The sequence below is a fragment of the Actinomadura sp. 7K534 genome (assembly GCF_004348575.1).
Lineage (GTDB): Bacteria > Actinomycetota > Actinomycetes > Streptosporangiales > Streptosporangiaceae > Spirillospora > Spirillospora livida.
On sequence record NZ_SMKB01000150.1, the window covers coordinates 1 to 17,795 of the forward strand.

Below are 17,795 nucleotides of genomic sequence, written 5' to 3' on the forward strand. Positions count from 1 at the left end.
CGCACCACCGCCCCCGCCGCGACGAGGTCGCGCCCGATCGCGCCGCCCGCCTCTCCGAGCCCCAGGACCGCGATGGTCGGCATACCGTTCCTCCTCGGCGACGAGCACCCGTGGGCTACCTTAGATCAGCGACAAAATTGGCGACAATCGTGGGGCGACCGTGAGCGACGTGGTGGCGGGAATCCGGGACGCGATCCTCCGCGGCGAGTTCGTCCCGAACCAGCGGCTGATCGAGGCGGACCTGTCCGAGCGGTTCGCGGCCAGCCGCGCGGCCGTCCGCGCGGCACTGCTCGAACTGGCGAACGAGGGGCTGATCGAGCGGGTCCAGAACCGCGGCGCCCGCGTCCGCGCGGTCTCCCTCGACGAGGCCGTGGAGATCACCGAGGTCCGGATGGTGATCGAGGGCCTGTGCGCCGCCAAGGCCGCCGAGCGGGTCACCGAGCGGGAGGCCGCCGACCTGCGGGCGCTCGGCGCGCAGATGGGCGAGGCCGTCTCGTCCGGCGACGTGCTCGGCTACTCCGGGCTGAACGAGCGGCTGCACCGCCGCATCCGCGAGATCAGCGGCCAGCGGACGGCCGCCGAGGTCCTGGAGCGGCTGCGCGCACAGAACGTCCGGCACCAGTTCCGGCTCGCCATGCACCCGGGCCGCCCGCAGGTCTCCCTCCCGCAGCACCTGGAGATCATCGAGGCGATCTGCGCCCGCGACCCGGCGGCGGCCGAACGCGCCGCCCGCACCCATCTGCGCAGCGTCATCGAGACCCTCGCCCAGATCGACCAGAGCCGCACTCCCTAGGGTCGGCCGGCCCCGCCGCACCGCCGAAAAGCCTTCGCTCCCGCGCGTCCTGCGCCGTTACCGTCTTGCATGCCGTAAAGGGACGATCTTGTCCGGCGGCGGTCGTCATCGAGAGAAACGGAGGATTCCGATGACAGCCACAACCCTTGCACTCGCCAAGGTTCGCAACATCGGAATCATGGCGCACATCGACGCCGGCAAGACGACGACCGCCGAGCGCATCCTGTTCTTCACCGGTGTCTCGCACCGGATCCGCGAGGTCGACGCCGGCGACACCGCGATGGACTACATGAAACAGGAACGCGACCGCGGCATCACGATCACTTCGGCGGCCACGACCTGCGCGTGGACGGTCGACGATGTCGAGCACACCGTCAACCTCATCGACACGCCGGGGCACGTCGACTTCACCATCGAGGTCGAGCGCTGCCTGCGGGTGCTCGACGGGGCCGTGGCGGTGTTCGACGGCGTCGCGGGCGTCGAGCCGCAGTCGGAGACGGTGTGGCGGCAGGCCGACCGGTACGGCGTGCCGCGCGTCTGCTTCGTCAACAAGCTCGACCGGGCCGGGGCCGACTTCCACCGGTGCGTCGAGATGATCCGTTCGCGGCTCGGGGCCGTCCCGCTGGTCACGCAGCTTCCGATCGGGTCGGGCGCCGGGTTCGAGGGCGTCGTGGACCTGGTCTCCGGGCGGGCGCACGTCTGGTCGGACGACGGATACGCGGTCGTCGACGTCCCGGCCGGCATGGCGGAGGACGCGCGCCGGTGGCGCGGCACGCTCATCGAGACGGTCGCCGCGCACGACGAGGAGGCCATGGGCCTGTACCTCGACGGCGCCGAGCCGTCGCGGGAGCAGCTGCACGCGGCGATCCGGCGGCTCACGATCGCCTCCGCGGTCACGCCCGTGCTCTGCGGGAGCGCGTTCCGGAACAAGGGCGTCCAGCCCCTCCTGGACGCGGTCGTGCGGTACCTGCCGTCGCCGCCGGACGTCCACCCGGCCACCGACGACGAACCGCTGTCCGCGCTCGCGTTCAAGATCATGAACGACCGGCACCTGCGCCGGCTCACCTTCGTCCGGATCTACTCAGGACGGCTGGTGTCCAGGACGTCGGTGCTGAACAGCGTCAAGTCCCGGAAGGAGCGCATCGGCAGGATCTACCGCATGCACGCCGACCGCCCGGAGGAGATCGAGTCGGCGGGCGCGGGCGACATCGTCGCGGTCATGGGCCTGAAGCACACCACGACCGGCGAGACGCTGTGCGACGAGGACCACCCGGTCGTCCTGGAGTCCATGGACTTCCCGGACCCGGTGATCGAGGTCGCGATCGAGCCGAAGTCCAAGGGCGACAGGGCGAAGCTCGGCGCCGCCGTCCAGCGGCTCTCCGAGGAGGACCCGTCGTTCAAGGTCCACGACGAGGACGGGCAGACCGTCATCGGCGGCATGGGCGAACTCCACCTGGAGATCCTCATCGACCGCATGAAGGAGGAGTTCGGCGTCGGCGCCAACGTCGGCCGGCCCCGCGTCGCCTACCGCGAGACCGTCCGGCGCCGGGTGGACAGGGCCGACCACACGCACCGCAAGCAGACGGGAGGCAAGGGCCAGTACGCGAAGGTGCAGATCTCCCTCGAACCCATCGAGGACGGGTACGAGTTCGTCAACCGGGTCACCGGCGGGCGGATCCCGAAGGAGTTCATCCCGTCCGTGGACGCCGGCTGCCAGGAGGCGATGCGGGCGGGCGTCCTGGCCGGATACGAGATGACGGGCGTGCGGGTCACCCTGCTCGACGGTGACTTCCACACCGAGGACTCGTCGGAGCTCGCCTTCAGGGTCGCCGGCTCGATGGCGTTCAAGGAGGCCGTCCGGCGCGCGTCCCCGGTGCTGCTCGAACCGGTGATGGCCGTCGAGGCCACCACGCCCGAGGAGTACCTGGGCGCGGTGATCGGCGACCTCAACGCCCGCCGCGGCCGGGTCGAGGGGACGGGCGAGCGGGCCGGCGCCCGGGTCGTCCGCGCCCTGGTCCCGCTGTCGGAGATGTTCGGCTACGTCGGGCAACTGCGCGGGATGACCTCGGGGCGGGGCGTCTACACGATGCAGTTCGACTCGTACGCCGAGGTCCCGAAGGCGGTAGCCGAGAAGATCGTCTCGGCGGGCTGAGCCGGTCCGGCCGGGGCCGCACCCATGGTGCGGCCCCGGTCAGCTCCAGATGGTCACGTAGACCGGGGGGCGGAAGCGGGACGGCGGGACGCCCGAGCCGGGGGAGCGCATGATGTGCAGCGCGTCGGCGGTGGCGAGGAAGCGGCGGAACGCGCCCGCCAGCGGCGGCCTGCGGTCCGGCGCCAGCGTCGTGGCGTGCCAGCGGACCTCCACGGGCGTGGCGGGGGTCGCGATGACCCGCAGCTCGCCGCGCTGCACGCGCGGCGCGACCAGGTGCGCGAGCGCGACCGCCAGCCCGTCGCCGTCGGCGGCGGCCGCCCACGCCGCCGTCTGGTTCGGGTAGACGCGGATCCGGTCCTCGGGCACCTTCAGGCGGCGCAGCAGCAGGGACGTCTCGCTGCACGGGTCGGTGCCGGACGGGTCCACCAGCCAGTGCTGGCGCGGGGCGGCGCGGGTGCCGACGGCGACGAGGCTCGCCCGGAACACCGGCTCGCTGACCAGCCCGGGCTCGTCGGCGAGGCGCGGGCCGAGCGCCACGTCCGCGAGGCGGTTGTGCAGCAGGACGGGCATCTCCCGCCCGGCGACGACCCCCGCGGTGCCCTCGACGTCGCGGCTGGAGCGGGCGGCGAACGCGTCCAGCAGCGGCGTCGCGACGAACTCCGCGAGCGCGGGAACGGCGACGATCCGCAGCGCCTCCGGGGCGCCGCGGGCGGCGCGCACCGCGCCCTCGGCCTCCGCGCCGAGCACCACCATCTGCGACGCGATCGGCAGCAGGCGGGCGCCGCCCTCGGTCAGCGTCATGCCGTCGCGGCCGCGGACGAGGAGCGGGTCGTCGAGGTGCTGCCGCAGCGCGGCGAGGGCCTGCGACACCGCGGGCTCGCTCACGTTCAGCGCCCGGGCCGCCTCCTTCACCGAGCCGAGCCGGGCGACGAGGACGAAGGCGCCGAGCTGTGTGAGGGTCATAGGCCGGTCCAGCCTCCCGGGGCCACCCGTTAACCCTTCGCTTATTCGGGTGTTGTCCCAGCTTACGGACAGAGATGAGAATCCGGTCACATCCCACTTCGAGGGGGCCGTCGTGCAGGTACCGGCGAATTTCGAGTACGAGAAGGCGACGACCGTCGAGGAGACCCTCGCGCTGCTCGCCCGGCACGGGGACGAGGCGCGGGTGGTGGCGGGCGGCCACAGCCTGCTCCCCATGATGAAGCTGCGGCTGGCGCAGCCCGAGGCGCTCATCGACATCAACGACGTGGCGGAGCTGGCCCGCATCCGGATCGAGGGCGGCGTGCTGTGCGTGGGCGCGCTCGTCCGGCACGCCGAGCTGCTCGACTCGCCGGTCGCGGGCGAGCACTTCCCGATCCTGCACGACGCGGAGCGGGTGATCGCCGACCCGGTGGTCCGCAACCGCGGCACCGTCGGCGGCTCGCTGTGCCAGGCCGACCCGTCGGAGGACCTGTCGGCCGCGTTCGGCGCGCTGAAGGCGTCGGCGGTGATCCGCGGGCCGGACGGCGAGCGGACCGTCTCCCTCCGCGAGTTCCACACCGGCCCCTACGAGACGGTCGTGGAGCCGGGCGAGCTGCTCATCGAGCTGCGCATACCGATCAGGCCCGGCGTTGGTGGGGGCGGGCCCCCGTCAGGAGGTCGGTATCGACACGGCAGCGCCTACGAGAAGGTCGAGCGGCGGGTGGGGGACTGGCCGCTCGCCGCCGCCGGCGCCGCCCTGTGGCTGGAGGGCGGCCGGATCGCCGACGCCGGCATCGGGCTCACCGCCGTCCGCGCCGAGCACTTCGTCGCCCCCGAGGCGGAGGAGGTGCTGCGCGGGGCCGTCCCGTCCGAGGACGTCTTCGCCGAGGCCGGGCGGGTCGCCGCCGAGCACTGCGACCCCGGTTCCGACCAGCGGGGACCGGCCGACTACAAGCGGCACCTGGCCGGAGAGCTGACCACACGCGCGCTGCGCCGCGCCTACGGGAGGTCGCAGGCATGAACATCACCGTGACGGTCAACGGGCAGCCCTGCACGCGCGACGTGGAGCCGCGCCTGCTGCTCGTCCACTTCCTCCGCGACGAACTCGACCTCACCGGGACGCACTGGGGGTGCGACACGTCCAACTGCGGGGCCTGCGTCGTCTGGCTGGACGACGTGCCGGTGAAGTCGTGCACGGTCCTGGCGGTGATGGCGTCCGGCAGGGAGGTCCGCACCGTCGAGGGACTGGAACGGGACGGCGAGCTCGACCCGGTCCAGAAGGGCTTCTCCGAGTGCCACGGCCTCCAGTGCGGGTTCTGCACCCCCGGGATGATGATGACCTCGCGGTGGCTGCTCGACCGCAGCCCCGACCCGACCGAGGCGGAGATCCGCGAGGCGCTGTCGGGGCAGATCTGCCGGTGCACCGGCTACGAGAACATCGTCCGGTCCGTCCGCTGGGCGGCCGAGCACCCCGCCGAGAAGCCCGAGGAAGTGACCCCATGAGCGCCAGCGACCCCAACGGGCACGGCCCGAACGGGCACGGCAGTCCCAACGGGCACCACGGGTTCGGCAGGGTGGCGCGCAAGGAGGACGCGCGCTTCATCCGAGGGCAGGGCAACTACGTCGACGACATCAAGCTGCCGGGGATGCTGTACGGGGCGATCCTGCGCAGCCCCCACGCCCACGCCAGGCTCCTCTCGGTCGACACCACGGCCGCCGAGGCGCACCCGCAGGTCAGGGCGGTCATCACCGGCGAGACGCTCGCGGGCCTGGACCTCGCGTGGATGCCGACGCTCTCCAACGACGTCCAGGCCGTCCTCGCGACCGACAAGGTCCGGTACCAGGGGCAGGAGGTCGCGTTCGTCGTCGCGGAGACCCACTACGCCGCGCGCGACGCGCTGGAGCTCATCGACGTCGACTACGAGGCGCTGCCCCCGGTCATCGACGCCCGCACCGCCCTGGACGACGGCGCCCCGCTCATCCGCGACGACGTGGAGGGACGCACCGACAACCGCATCTTCGACTGGGAGGCCGGGGACGCCGGGCAGACCGACCGGGTCTTCGACGAAGCCGAGGTCGTCATCGCCCAGGACATGCTCTACCCGCGCGTGCATCCCGCCCCGCTGGAGACCTGCGGGATCGTCGCCGACATGGACAAGGTGACCGGCAAGCTCACCGTCCACACCACCACCCAGGCGCCGCACGCGCACCGCACCGTGTACGCGCTGGTCGCGGGCCTGCCCGAGCACAAGATCCGGGTCGTCTCGCCCGACATCGGCGGCGGTTTCGGCAACAAGGTCGGCATCTACCCCGGCTACGTCTGCGCGATCGTCGGGTCGATCGTCACGGGCCGCCCGGTCAAGTGGATGGAGGACCGGTCGGAGAACCTGATGACCACGTCCTTCGCCCGCGACTACCACATGCGGGGCGAGATCGCCGCGACGCGCGACGGCCGCGTCCGCGGGCTGCGCGTGAAGGTGCTCGCCGACCACGGCGCGTTCAACGGCACCGCGCAGCCGACGAAGTTCCCCGCCGGGTTCTTCCACGTGTTCACCGGCTCGTACGACATCGAGGCCGCGCACTGCGCCGTCACCGGCGTCTACACCAACAAGGCGCCCGGCGGCGTCGCCTACGCCTGCTCGTTCCGCATCACCGAGGCCGCCTACCTGGTCGAGCGCATGATCGACCTGCTGGCCGCCGAGCTGGGCACCGACCCCGCCGAGCTGCGGCTGCGCAACCTGCTGCGCGCCGAGCAGTTCCCGTACTCGTCGCCGACCGGGTGGGAGTACGACTCCGGCGACTACCCGCGCACCCTGCGCACCGCCATGGACATCGCCGGGTACGACGAGCTCCGCGCCGAGCAGGCCGACCGGCGAGCCCGTGCCGCTGACGCGGGCGAGGACGGCCCGCTGATGGGCATCGGCATCAGCTTCTTCACCGAGGCGGTCGGCGCCGGCCCGCGCAAGCACATGGACATCCTCGGGCTCGGCATGGCGGACGGCGCCGAGCTCCGCGTCCACCCGACCGGCAAGGCGGTGCTGCGCATCTCCGTCCAGACGCAGGGGCAGGGCCACGAGACGACGTTCGCGCAGATCGTCGCGCACGAGCTCGGCATCCCGGTCGACGACGTCGAGGTCGTCCACGGCGACACCGACCAGACGCCGTTCGGGCTCGGCACCTACGGGTCGCGGTCCACCCCGGTGTCGGGCGCGGCCACGGCGGTGGTCGCGCGGAAGGTGCGCGAACGCGCCCGGATCGTCGCGGGCGCCATGCTGGAGGCCGATCCCGAGGACCTCGAATGGACGCCGGGACGCTGGACCGTCCGCGGCGACCCGTCGTCCGGCGCGACCATGCAGGAGATCGCGATGGCCGCGCACGGCAGCCTCGAACTGCCGGACGGCGTCGAGGGCCACCTGGACGCGACCACCGTCTACAACCCGCCCAACCTCACCTACCCGTTCGGCGCCTACATCGCGGTCGTGGACGTCGACCCGGGCACCGGCAAGGTCACCGTCCGGCGGTTCATCGCGGTGGACGACTGCGGCGTCCGGATCAACCCGATGATCGTCGAGGGCCAGGTGCACGGCGGCCTCGCCGACGGCGTGGGGATGGCGCTCATGCAGGTCATGGCGTTCGACGAGGACGGCAACCACCTCGGCGCGTCGTTCATGGACTACCTGCTGCCGACGACGATGGAGTGCCCGTCCTGGGAGCTGGGGGAGACCGTCACCCCCTCGCCGCACCACCCGCTCGGCGCCAAGGGCGTCGGCGAGTCCGCCACGGTCGGGTCGCCCGCCGCGATCGTCAACGCCGTCGTGGACGCGCTCCAGCCCTACGGCGTCCGGCACGCCGACATGCCGCTCACCCCGGCGAACGTCTGGCGCGTCATCCAGGGCCGGCCCTTCCGCACGGACCTGGCCATCCCATGAACGGCAGGACGGACCCATGAGCGGCAGGAACGACGGGAACGACAGGACGGAGACGCTGCGCAGCCAGCGGACGCCCTACGTGCTGGCCACGGTCGTCCGCGCCGAGCGCCCGACGAGCGCGAAGACGGGCGACCGGGCGCTCGTGCTGCCCGACGGGACGATGGAGGGGTTCGTCGGCGGGGAGTGCGCCGAGTCGGCGGTGCGCGACCAGGCGCTCCGGCTGCTCGCGTCCGGCGAGTCGACGCTGCTGCGCATCACGCCCGGGGCGGACTCCTCGCCCCTGGACGGGATGGTCACCGTCAGCAACCCGTGCCTGTCCGGCGGGACGCTCGACGTGTTCCTCGAAACGGTGATACCGCCCGCCCTCGTCACCGTGTACGGGGACGGGCCGGTCGCCCGCGCGCTGGTCGACGTCGGCCGCGCCGCCGGGTTCGACGCGCGGCCGGCCGGGACCGCCGAGCCGCCCCGCCCGGACGCCGCGGCCGTCGTGGTCGCCACGCACGGGCGGGACGAGGAGGCGCTCCTCACCGCCGCGCTGCGCGCCGGCGTCCCGTACGTCGGGCTGATCGCCGGCCGGAAGCGGGGCGCGGCGGTCACCGCGTCCCTGGAGGGCGGCGACCGCGTGCGCACCCCGGCGGGCCTGGACATCGGCGCCCGCACCGCGCCCGAGATCGCACTGTCGGTGCTGGCGGAGATCCTGGCGCGGCGCCCGGCCCGGGAACACGCCCCGGAGCCTGCGCCCGCCCCGGCATCGCGCGAGGCCGACCGGCCCGAAGGAGGCGGGCACTGCTGCGGCTGAGCCGCCGCCCCCGCTAGTCTCGGTGGGTCGGGGCGTCGGCCCCGCGATCCGCGAGGGGGAGTGCGCACGTGTTCGAGTCCGTGCTCGTGGCGAACCGCGGCGAGATCGCCGGCCGGATCATCCACACGGCGCGCGCGATGGGCATCAAGGCCATCGCGGTGTACTCCGACGCCGACGCCGACCTGCCGTTCGTGGCGGAGGCGGACGAGGCCGTCCTGATCGGTCCCGCCGACCCCGCGCGCAGCTACCTCAACGTCCCCGCGGTCCTGGAGGCCGCGCGCCGGACCAACGCGCAGGCCGTCCACCCCGGCTACGGGTTCCTCGCCGAGAGCGCCGCGTTCGCCCGCGCGGTCACCGACCACGGCCGCGTCTGGGTCGGGCCGCCGCCGCTGGTCATCGCCCGGATGAGCGACAAGATCAACGCGCGGAACCTGATGAAGGAGGCGGGCGTCCCCGTCGCGCCCGGCGTGTGGGAGCCCGTCCCGGACGCCGACACGGCGGTCGGGGAGGCCGAGCGCATCGGCTACCCGGTACTGGTCAAGCCCGCCGCGGGCGCCGGCGGCGTCGGCATGGCCGCCGCCCGCGACGCGGCCGCGCTGCGCACGGCGTACGAGGCGGCCCGGTCCAGCGCCGCCCGCCTGTTCGGCCGGGACGACATCCTCCTCGAACGCTTCATCGACGGCGCCCGGCACGTCGAGGTGCAGATCCTCGGCCTGAACGACGGCACCGTCGTGACGCTCGGCGACCGGGACTGCTCCGTCCAGCGCCGCTACCAGAAGGTCGTGGAGGAGGCCCCGTCGCCCGGCGTCGGCCCGGAGCTGCGCGAGCGGATGCTCGCCGCCGCCGTCCGCGCCGGCGAGGCGGTCGGCTACCGCGGCGCGGGCACCGTCGAGTTCCTCGTGGACCCCGCGGCGCAGGAGTTCTTCTTCCTGGAGCTGAGCACCCGCCTCCAGGTGGAGCACGCCGTGACCGAGCTGGTCACCGGCATCGACCTGGTCGAATGGCAGTTCCGCATCGCGGCGGGCGAGCCCGGCCCGTCCGCCGTCCCCGCGCCGCGCGGCCACGCCGTCGAGTTCCGCGTCTACGCCGAGGACCCGCGGCGGTTCCTCCCCGTGCCCGGCACCATCAAGGTGTGGGAGGAGCCCGTCGGCGACGGCATCCGCATCGACGCCGGCTACGTCGAGGGCGACACCGTCACCCCCCACTACGCGATGCTGCTCGCCAAGCTGTGCGTCCACGGCCACGACCGCGAGCACGCGCTGAGCAAGGCCAGGGCCGCCCTCGACGCGTTCTGCATCGAAGGGCTCCCCACCAACCTGCCCTTCCTGCGGGAGCTGCTCGACCGCCCCGAGTTCGCGGGCGGCGCCTACGACACCGGGCTGGTCGCGCGCATGCGCGGCGCCGCGCCGGTGGACGCCGCCTACTGCGACAGGTGCGGGGAGCCCGCCGCCGCGCGTGACCACGGCCCGTGCCGCGAGGCCCGCCGGATGGAGCCGCCGCGCTACTGCCCGCACTGCCGCCGCCGCCTGGTCGTCCAGGTCACCCCCCTGGGCTGGACGGCCCGCTGCTCCGAGCACGGCGAGCTGGAGCCCGACCCCGCTCGTTAGGACTCCGGCGCGGTCGCTAGAACTTCAGGGCGTAGGTGAGCAGGAGCTTCACGCCGGGCGCGGGGATCCAGTCGCGGTCGGGGGTGCGGACGAAGCCCATCCGCTCGTACATGCGCTGGGCTCCGACCATGTTCGCCTGGGTCGACAGGCGCAGGCCGCGCAGCCCCGACGCGCGGGCGCGGGCGATGCACGCCCGCACCATGGCCGTGCCGACGCCCTGGCCGCGCGCCTTCTCCCGGACCGCGAGCATGCGGAACTCGGCCTCGTCCGGCCCGGCGACCTGGACGTACGGGCTGCCGGGCCCGCAGTAGGCGACCGCCCCGACGACCTCGCCCGCGACCTCGGCGACGAGCAGGTCGGACTTGGCGGCGCGGTCGGCGGCGTCCCGGAGCGTCTGGACGTAGGAGGACGTGGGCGAGACCAGGCCGCCGTCCACGTAGGTCTCCACGGTCAGGTCGCCGACCGGCTCGTACTCGTCCGGGCGGGCCAGGCGCACGGTGATCTGCTCAGACACCGGTGGTCTTGCGGGGGTAGGAGACGTCAGGGTCGGTGGCGATGTTGACCAGGTACGGCACGCCCGAGTCGAACGCGCGGCGCAGCGCCGGCCCGATCTCGTCCGGGCGGGCGACGAGCTCCCCGGCGCCGCCGAGCGACTCCACCACCCGGTCGTAGCGGCAGTGCTCCTGCAGCTCGGCGGCCACGTCGTAGCCGTACAGCATGCGCATCGGGTGCTTCTCCAGACCCCAGGAGCCGTTGTTGCCCATGACCATCACGACGGGCAGGCCGTGCCGGACCAGGCTGTCCGCGTCCATCAGCGACAGCCCGGCGGCGCCGTCGCCGAGCAGCAGCACGACCTGCGCGGCGGGGCGGGCGAGGCGCGCGGCGATCGCGTAGCCGAGCCCGGTGCCGAGGCACCCGTACGGGCCGGGGTCCAGCCAGCGGCCGGGCCGCCGCGGCTCGATGTACTTGCCCGCGTACGAGACGAAGTCGCCGCCGTCCCCGATCACCACGGCGTCGTCGTCGAGGACCTTGGACAGCTCCCCGTAGATCCGCAGCGGATGGATCGGGTCGGCGCCGGACGCGAGCAGGTCGATGTCGCCCGCGATGGCCGCGTAGGTCGCGTCGCGCAGGCCCTCCCGCCAGTCCCCGTACGTGCCCGGGACCACCCCCGCCTTCGCGCAGGCGGCGGCGAGGTCGGTGAACAGCAGGGACAGGTCCCCGGCCGCGGACCCCGCCGGGCGGATGTGCGAGACCAGCTGCGAGGGCGCGTCCGCGAGGTGGACGACCTTGGCCGTCCCGTCGCCGAACGAGCCGTAGCCCAGGCGGAAGTCGAGCGGCGTGCCCGCGACGACGACGAGGTCGGCGTCCCCGAACGCGGCGCCCCTGGCGCGGGTGACGAGCAGCTCGTGCCCGGCGGGCAGGATGCCGCGCCCCTGCCCGTTGGCGACCACGGGCAGCCGCAGCTCCTCGGCGAACGCGCGGGCGGCCTCCTCGGCGCCGTCCATCCACACGTCCGAGCCGAGCACGAGGACGGGCCGCCGCGCCGCCTTCAGCAGCTCGGCGACGCGGGCGAGCCGCTCCGGGTCGGCGGGCCGCTCCGGCGCGTCGGGGATCTCCCCGGCGCGGGCCGGTCCGGCCGGGCCGAACAGGTGGTCCATGTGGACGTCGAGGAACACCGGGCCGCGGTGCGGGGCGGCGGCGGTCGTGAAGGCGCGGGCGACGTCGGCGGCGAGCGTGTCCGGCCCGGTGACGGTCGTCGCCAGCTTGGTGACGGGCTCCAGCAGCGGCGGCTGGTCGAGTTCCTGCAGCGCGCCCGCGCCCCACCGGCCGAGCGGGGCGCGGCCGCCGAGCACGACGACCGGCGACCCGTTGAAGTGCGCGGTCGTGACGCCGCTGATGCCGTTGGTGACGCCCGGACCGGCGGTCAGCACGGCCAGCCCCGTGCGGCGGGTGAGCCGCGCCGTGGCCTCCGCCGCGAACACGGCGGTCTGCTCGTGCCGGACGTCGAGGATGCGGGGGTCCGCCTCCGTCCCCGGCACGGTGCCGGCCCGCCCGCCGCCGGCCGCGCCTACCGCGCCGTCGTAGAGCGGGAACACGTGCCCGCCCGACAGCGTGAACATCGTTTCGACGCCGTGCCTGCGGATCTCCGCGATCGCCGTGTCACCACCGTGCCGAGCAGTCATGCACGCACCGTAACAAGCGACCGCTTGCCCGCACAGTAGTCGTTAGGGTCTTGACGACGTGGACGCGCACCCTGTTGATTGTCGGAAGCCGACTCCGGAGGTGCCCCTGATGCCCGTCCCGCGCTCCATTCTCGCCAGGCAGGACCTTGCCGATCTGGACCTGGAGGTCATCGCCGGAACGTGGCCGGATGACGTCCGCGGGCACTTCGTCGTGAGCACGTCCGACCAGCGGACCCGCCCGCTGCACGCGTTCTTCGGCGACGGGATCATGGCCAGGCTGTCGCTCACCGCCGGCACCGACGGCGCGCCTCCCGGCCGCTTCGCCTGGCGCGCCCGCGTCCTCGACACCCCGTCGGTCCGGCTGCGCCGCAAGCGCCCCGACCTGTTCACCGCCGGACCGGTCGGCACGAGTTCCCCCTGGGGGTTCGTCAACGCCGCCAACACCGCGCCGCTGCCGTGGGGCGACCGGCTCTTCGCGACCTGGGACGCCGGCCGCCCGGTCGAGGTCGACCCCGTCACGCTCCGGTTCGTCGCCGAGGTCGGGCACCGAGACGACTGGAAACCCGCCATGGACCAGGCCGTCCTGCCGCTCGTCTCGACAACCGCCCACCCGGTCGTCGACCCCGAGCGCGGCTGCCTGTGGAGCATCAGCCGCGACGTGCTGACCGGCGCCGTCTCCGTCATCGCCTACGACGGGACGGGCCCGCACGTCCGGCGCTGGGACGTCGAGGGCGCGGTGCTGCCGCAGGCCACGCACACCATCACCCAGACCCGCGACTGGCTCGTCCTCGCCGACACCGCCTACAAGATCGACCCCGACGAGGTCTTCGGCGGGGAGCGGACCACCGCGAACAACCCCGACGGGCCCGTGCTGCTCATCCGCAAGGACGACCTCGTCCCCGGGCGGGAGACCGTCACCTGCAAGCAGTTCCGCATAGCCCCCGAGGTCAACCACTTCTACGCCCGCTACGACGACTCCGACGGCGTCCAGGTCGTGATGGAGCACAGCGAAGGCGTGGACATCGGGATGTACCTGCGCGAGGACGACATCGACGTCCACGGCCGCCTGGTCGACCCCGCCCTGCGCGGCATGTACTGCCACGGCATGACGGCCGCGCTCACCACCGTCCTGCATTTCGACCCGGAGACCGGCCAGGTGCGGGAACGCGCGCGCGCCGGCGACCCGGAGCGGTGGTGGCAGGCCGAGCTGTCCGCCATCGACTGGAGCATCGAGGGCCAGACCGCCCCGACCCGGCACCACCTCATCTACCTCGGCTTCCACCCGGAGGCCATCAACCAGCGGGCCATCCGCAACTACAAGGGCCGCATAGACCCCTCGCGGTTCCCCGCGGAGGAGACCCCGGCGGTCCTCGTCACCCACGACCGCGAAGACCTCAAGGCCCTGTCCGAATGGACGTTCTCCCTGGACGACTACCCGACGTCCCCGTCCTTCGTCCCGCGCGGCCGGGGCGGCACCCGCTACGCGGGCACGAACCCGGGCGGACACGAGGGATACCTGGTCGTGGCCGTCCACAACGACGACCGGTTCCGGATCGAGCTCTTCGACGCCTCAGACGTGGGACGCGGCCCCGTCGCCGTCCTGGCCCCGCCCAACGGCACCACGATGCCGTTCCTGATCCACTCCGCGTGGATGCCCGAGGCCCGCCCGGCCCCGGACCTGGAACGCCACCGCTTCGCCGACGACCTGGACGCCCGCCTGGACCAGCTCCCCCTCGACCTCGCCGCCGCCGCCCACGAGGTAGCCGCCGAACTGGACGCCGCTCGTTGACGCGTGATCGGGCCGTGGGCGGTGCGCTAGTCCAGGTCTCCGCACGAGTCCTCGGCCGGGAGGAGCGGGCGCAGGCGGACGGAGTACGTCGTGCCGCCGCTGCGCCACGCGGTCCCCGGGCGGGTCTCGGGGACCTTCGCCGAGGGGGCGAGCGTGCAGATGGCGCCCGCCGCCGGGACACCGTCGCCTAGCGGGCCGAGCGGCCATGGCCGGGCGGTCCCGTCGCCGGTGATCTCACCAGCGAGGACCGCCGTCCGCTGCGGCGTGTACGGCTCCGGCGGGGCGGACTGGTCGTCCGCGGGCCAGCCTTCCGGGGCGAGCTGCTTGAGGAACAGCGACTCCCGGCTGCCCGGCCACCCCGGCTCGATGATCCTGGTCTTCGCGTCGCCCATCGTGACGACGGTGACGACCGCGTCCGCGATCTGGTCGGAGCCGACCGTGTGGGAGCGGTCGAAACCGGCCGCGCGGGCGCCGTCCAGGAGCCGTTGGAGCGCCTGCGGCTTCAGGCGGTACTGCGTGAGTTCCCGGTCCGGCGGGCGGCTGTCCGGCCGCTCGGCGGCGACGATCGCGCGTCCCGAAGAGTAGAGGGAGAACTCCGGGACGCTTCCCGGGCCGCCGATGCCCGCGAGGCCGCCGGTCTTGCGCCACCGCAGCACGAGCCTCTCCGCCGCCGGCTCCCCGGACGCGGACCGGGACGCGGTCGGCGAGGAGGAGGGAGGCGGCGGCCCGGACGTCTCCGCGCCGCCGCACGCGGTCAGGGCCGTACAGGCGAGCACCGCGCAGGCGGCCACCTGGACCCGACGGGAACCTGGGTACGGACCGGCCATGTGACTTGGACGAAACCCCGCCCCGCCGGGTTCCCCGGCGACGGCGGTACAAAAACGGCGGTCGAAGACTGTGGGATCCGGTGGCGTTCCGCCCCGCGGCCCCGCGCTAGTGTGCCGCCTTGTGAGTGTGCTCGTGGTCACCGGGACGTGTACGGGCGTGGGCAAGACGGTCGTCACCGCGGCGCTGGCCGCGGTCGCCGCCACGCGCGGCGCGTCCGTCGCCGCGGTCAAACCCGGGCAGACCGGGGCCCGCGACGGCGAGCCCGGCGACCTCGACGCGGTCCGGCGCCTCGCCGGCCTCGACGACGTCCACGAGTTCGCCCGGTTCCCCGACCCGCTGTCGCCCGCCGCCGCGGCCCGCCGCGCCGGCGTCCCGCCCGTCCGGCTGCCGGAGGTGGCCGAGCGGGTCCGGGAGCTGTCCGGCGACCGGCGGCTGGTGCTCATCGAGGGCGCGGGCGGCCTCCTCGTCCGCTACGACGACGAGGGCAACACGATCGCGGACCTCGCCCGCTGGCTCGGCGCCGCCGCCGTCGTCGTGGCCCGCCCCGACCTCGGCACCCTCAACCACACGGCGCTGACGCTGGAGGCGATGGCGCACCGCGGCGTCCAGCTCGCGGGCGTCGTCATCGGCGAGTGGCCGGCCGACCCCGGCCTCGCGATGCGCAGCAACATCCGCGACCTGGAGACCATCGCGGCCCGGCCGCTGGCGGGCGCGCTGCCCGCGGGCGCGGGCGCGCTGGACCCGGCGGAGTTCCTCCTGGCCGCGCACCGCGGCCTGGCCCCCTCGCTCGGCGGCGGCTTCGACGCCGCCGCCTTCCGCGACACCTTCGGCCTCGACAAGGAGTAGTACGTGACCGACATCCTCGATGTGGCCCGCAGCCAGGTGCTGGACGAGGGCCGCGGCCTGTCCGCCGCCCAGGTCCTCGAATGCCTGGCCCTCCCCGACGACCGGCTGGGGGAACTGCTCGCGCTCGCCCACGAGGTCCGGATGCGCTGGTGCGGGCCGGAGGTCGAGGTCGAGGGGATCGTGTCGCTGAAGACCGGCGGCTGCCCGGAGGACTGCCACTTCTGCTCGCAGTCCGGCAAGTTCGAGTCGCCCGTCCGCGCGGTGTGGCTGAACATCCCCCAGCTGGTCGAGGCGGCGAAGGAGACCGCGAAGACCGGCGCGACCGAGTTCTGCATCGTCGCCGCCGTCCGCGGCCCCGACGAACGCCTCATGTCGCAGGTCCGCGACGGCATCGAGGCCATCAACGACGCCGTGGAGATCAACATCGCGTGCTCGCTGGGGATGCTCACCCAGGAGCAGGTGGACGAACTCGCCGCGATGGGCGTCCACCGCTACAACCACAACCTGGAGACGGCCCGCTCCCACTTCCCCAACGTCGTCACCACCCACTCGTGGGAGGAGCGCTGGGAGACCCTCCGCATGGTCAAGGAGGCCGGGATGGAGGTGTGCTGCGGCGGCATCGTCGGCATGGGCGAGACCGTCGAGCAGCGCGCCGAGTTCGCCGGCCAGCTCGCCGAGCTGGAGCCCGACGAGGTCCCGTTGAACTTCCTGGCGCCCCGCCCCGGCACCCCGTTCGCCGACCTCCCGCTGGTCGAGGGCCCGGAGGCGCTGAAGACGATCGCCGCGTTCCGCCTCGCCCTGCCCCGCACCATCCTCCGCTACGCCGGCGGCCGCGAACTCACCCTCGGCGACCTCGGCACCCGCGAAGGAATGCTCGGCGGCATCAACGCCATCATCGTCGGCAACTACCTGACCACCCTCGGCCGCCCGGCGGAAAAGGACCTACAACTCCTCACCGACCTACAAATGCCCATCAAGGCCCTAACCCAGACCCTGTGAGGACGGCTACTCGTCTTCCCTCGCCTCCAGTGTGACTTCGCTGTTGTCGTACTCCCACTGTTCGCGGTAGGCCTTCTTCAGGTGCCCGCATTTCCTCCATGGCTTGCCGAAGCGTGCGGGCTTTGCGCTACTCACTCGCTCCACGGCTTCCACTCCCTAGTTTCGATCTCGATGTCGAACGGGTCGGGGAGGTGGATCGTCTCCCCGAACGCCCAGGACTCCTGGTGCAGGTAGGCCCCCAAAGCCTGCTCCGGAATGGAGTAGAGAATGGTGCGTGCGACCTTCGGAGAGCGGTCGACCAGCAGGTAGTAGGGGATCTCGGCAGCGGCACAGCCGTTCCACTTGTTGTTGGCGCACGTCCGCCCGACGGGCTCCTGGTCGTTCGCGGCGTTGCTGTGGGAGGTGACCTCCAGGACGAGTTCTACCTGGTCGGGAACCAGCCTCTTGACCCCGGACCGCCAGGCGGCCAGGAACACCTCCTCGTCCAGGACCATCAGATCCGGAACAAACCCGTCGCCGACTCCGACAAGGGACAGCCCGCTCCCGTTGTCGGTCTTCCATGTGAAACCGTCTTTGAGTACGTGGGCGCGGACAAGAGCGGAGTTGATCTCCCCGGAGATGGCGTTGTGGGAGAACTCGGGGGGCGGGGACACGACGACTTCTCCTCCGATGATCTCGATCCGCGATCCTTCGGGGGCGTCGACGTAATCATCGAGTTCACCGCGCACCCACAAGTTGTAGGGCGTGTCCGGCAACTGCGACAATTCCTCCTGCGACAGACCTTTCACGTTGCGTGACTCCTCCCTCACGATCTGCTCCCGGTCATCGTAGAGAAGGGGTGCACCCAGCGTAGCCAGATCGTTCGAACTTGTGGTCGAAAGCTTGCGGCGGCTCGGTGACGGGGCGGGGC

At 73.1% G+C, this 17,795-nt stretch carries 15 protein-coding genes; 10 read left to right on the top strand and 5 right to left on the bottom strand.

Annotated elements, in window-relative coordinates; genetic code table 11:
* The first annotated feature begins 160 nt into the window (after window positions 1-160).
* Window positions 161-793, top strand: a complete 633-nt coding sequence (locus E1266_RS25065) for a GntR family transcriptional regulator (protein WP_243718844.1) — start codon at window positions 161-163, stop codon at window positions 791-793.
* Window positions 794-923: 130 nt separating this feature from the next.
* Entirely contained in the window at window positions 924-2,945 is a 2,022-nt protein-coding gene (gene fusA, locus E1266_RS25070; protein WP_132050963.1) for an elongation factor G, read from the top strand.
* Window positions 2,946-2,984: 39 nt separating this feature from the next.
* On the opposite strand, the gene E1266_RS25075 is transcribed toward fusA, so the two are convergent.
* Window positions 2,985-3,908, bottom strand: a complete 924-nt coding sequence (locus tag E1266_RS25075) for a LysR family transcriptional regulator (protein WP_132050965.1) — start codon at window positions 3,906-3,908, stop codon at window positions 2,985-2,987.
* 112 nt (window positions 3,909-4,020) lie between these two features.
* Here E1266_RS25075 and E1266_RS25080 point away from each other — a divergent pair, with 112 nt between their 5' ends.
* From E1266_RS25080 to E1266_RS25100, 5 genes are all read left to right on the top strand, one after another.
* Window positions 4,021-4,926 carry a xanthine dehydrogenase family protein subunit M gene (locus tag E1266_RS25080; RefSeq protein WP_132050967.1) on the top strand — a complete coding sequence of 302 codons (906 nt, stop codon included), beginning with the start codon at window positions 4,021-4,023 and terminating at the stop codon, window positions 4,924-4,926.
* Window positions 4,923-5,408, top strand: a complete 486-nt coding sequence (locus E1266_RS25085) for a (2Fe-2S)-binding protein (RefSeq protein ID WP_132050969.1) — start codon at window positions 4,923-4,925, stop codon at window positions 5,406-5,408. The genes E1266_RS25080 and E1266_RS25085 overlap by 4 nt, the downstream gene beginning before the upstream one ends.
* Window positions 5,405-7,834, top strand: coding sequence for an aerobic carbon-monoxide dehydrogenase large subunit (locus E1266_RS25090; protein ID WP_132050971.1), 2,430 nt, complete (start codon window positions 5,405-5,407; stop codon window positions 7,832-7,834). The genes E1266_RS25085 and E1266_RS25090 overlap by 4 nt, the downstream gene beginning before the upstream one ends.
* A 16-nt stretch (window positions 7,835-7,850) precedes the next feature.
* Window positions 7,851-8,633: an XdhC family protein gene (locus E1266_RS25095; RefSeq protein ID WP_132050973.1), complete on the top strand. Its 783-nt coding sequence runs from the start codon at window positions 7,851-7,853 to the stop codon at window positions 8,631-8,633.
* A 68-nt stretch (window positions 8,634-8,701) separates the two neighbouring features.
* Window positions 8,702-10,240 carry a biotin carboxylase N-terminal domain-containing protein gene (locus E1266_RS25100; RefSeq protein ID WP_132050975.1) on the top strand — a complete coding sequence of 513 codons (1,539 nt, stop codon included), beginning with the start codon at window positions 8,702-8,704 and terminating at the stop codon, window positions 10,238-10,240.
* A 16-nt stretch (window positions 10,241-10,256) separates the two neighbouring features.
* Here the strand turns inward: E1266_RS25100 and E1266_RS25105 are convergent, their stop codons facing one another.
* Both E1266_RS25105 and E1266_RS25110 read right to left on the bottom strand, forming a co-directional pair.
* The gene (locus E1266_RS25105; protein ID WP_207945901.1) at window positions 10,257-10,754 is read right to left on the bottom strand and encodes a GNAT family N-acetyltransferase; all 498 of its coding nucleotides are present in this window, start codon (window positions 10,752-10,754) and stop codon (window positions 10,257-10,259) included.
* A complete protein-coding gene (locus E1266_RS25110) occupies window positions 10,747-12,423 on the bottom strand; it encodes an acetolactate synthase (protein WP_132050977.1) in 1,677 nt (558 codons plus the stop codon). Before E1266_RS25110 ends, E1266_RS25105 begins: the two co-directional genes overlap by 8 nt.
* 109 nt (window positions 12,424-12,532) lie before the next feature.
* Between E1266_RS25110 and E1266_RS25115 the strand changes: the two genes are divergently transcribed.
* On the top strand, window positions 12,533-14,212 hold the full coding sequence (locus tag E1266_RS25115) for a carotenoid oxygenase family protein (protein WP_132050980.1): 1,680 nt from the start codon (window positions 12,533-12,535) through the stop codon (window positions 14,210-14,212).
* Window positions 14,213-14,238: 26 nt separating this feature from the next.
* Here the strand turns inward: E1266_RS25115 and E1266_RS25120 are convergent, their stop codons facing one another.
* Window positions 14,239-14,988 (bottom strand): hypothetical protein, encoded by a 750-nt coding sequence (locus E1266_RS25120; RefSeq protein WP_165966199.1) that lies wholly within the window; start codon window positions 14,986-14,988, stop codon window positions 14,239-14,241.
* A 172-nt stretch (window positions 14,989-15,160) separates the two neighbouring features.
* Between E1266_RS25120 and bioD the strand changes: the two genes are divergently transcribed.
* Window positions 15,161-15,886, top strand: a complete 726-nt coding sequence (gene bioD, locus E1266_RS25125) for a dethiobiotin synthase (RefSeq protein ID WP_132050984.1) — start codon at window positions 15,161-15,163, stop codon at window positions 15,884-15,886.
* Between the two features lie 3 nt (window positions 15,887-15,889).
* A complete protein-coding gene (bioB, locus tag E1266_RS25130; protein WP_132050986.1) occupies window positions 15,890-16,885 on the top strand; it encodes a biotin synthase BioB in 996 nt (331 codons plus the stop codon).
* 131 nt (window positions 16,886-17,016) lie between these two features.
* On the opposite strand, the gene E1266_RS25135 is transcribed toward bioB, so the two are convergent.
* Window positions 17,017-17,795, bottom strand: a 779-nt coding sequence (locus tag E1266_RS25135; RefSeq protein ID WP_132050988.1) for a Uma2 family endonuclease, incomplete at its 5' end; no start/stop codon positions are given.

Coding starts and splice junctions, on each gene's coding strand:
- fusA (WP_132050963.1), top strand. CDS start 924: ATGACAGCCACAACCCTTGCACTCGCCAAGGTTCGCAACATCGGAATC.
- E1266_RS25075 (WP_132050965.1), bottom strand. CDS start 3,908: ATGACCCTCACACAGCTCGGCGCCTTCGTCCTCGTCGCCCGGCTCGGC.
- E1266_RS25085 (WP_132050969.1), top strand. CDS start 4,923: ATGAACATCACCGTGACGGTCAACGGGCAGCCCTGCACGCGCGACGTG.
- E1266_RS25090 (WP_132050971.1), top strand. CDS start 5,405: ATGAGCGCCAGCGACCCCAACGGGCACGGCCCGAACGGGCACGGCAGT.
- E1266_RS25095 (WP_132050973.1), top strand. CDS start 7,851: ATGAGCGGCAGGAACGACGGGAACGACAGGACGGAGACGCTGCGCAGC.
- E1266_RS25110 (WP_132050977.1), bottom strand. CDS start 12,423: ATGACTGCTCGGCACGGTGGTGACACGGCGATCGCGGAGATCCGCAGG.
- E1266_RS25115 (WP_132050980.1), top strand. CDS start 12,533: ATGCCCGTCCCGCGCTCCATTCTCGCCAGGCAGGACCTTGCCGATCTG.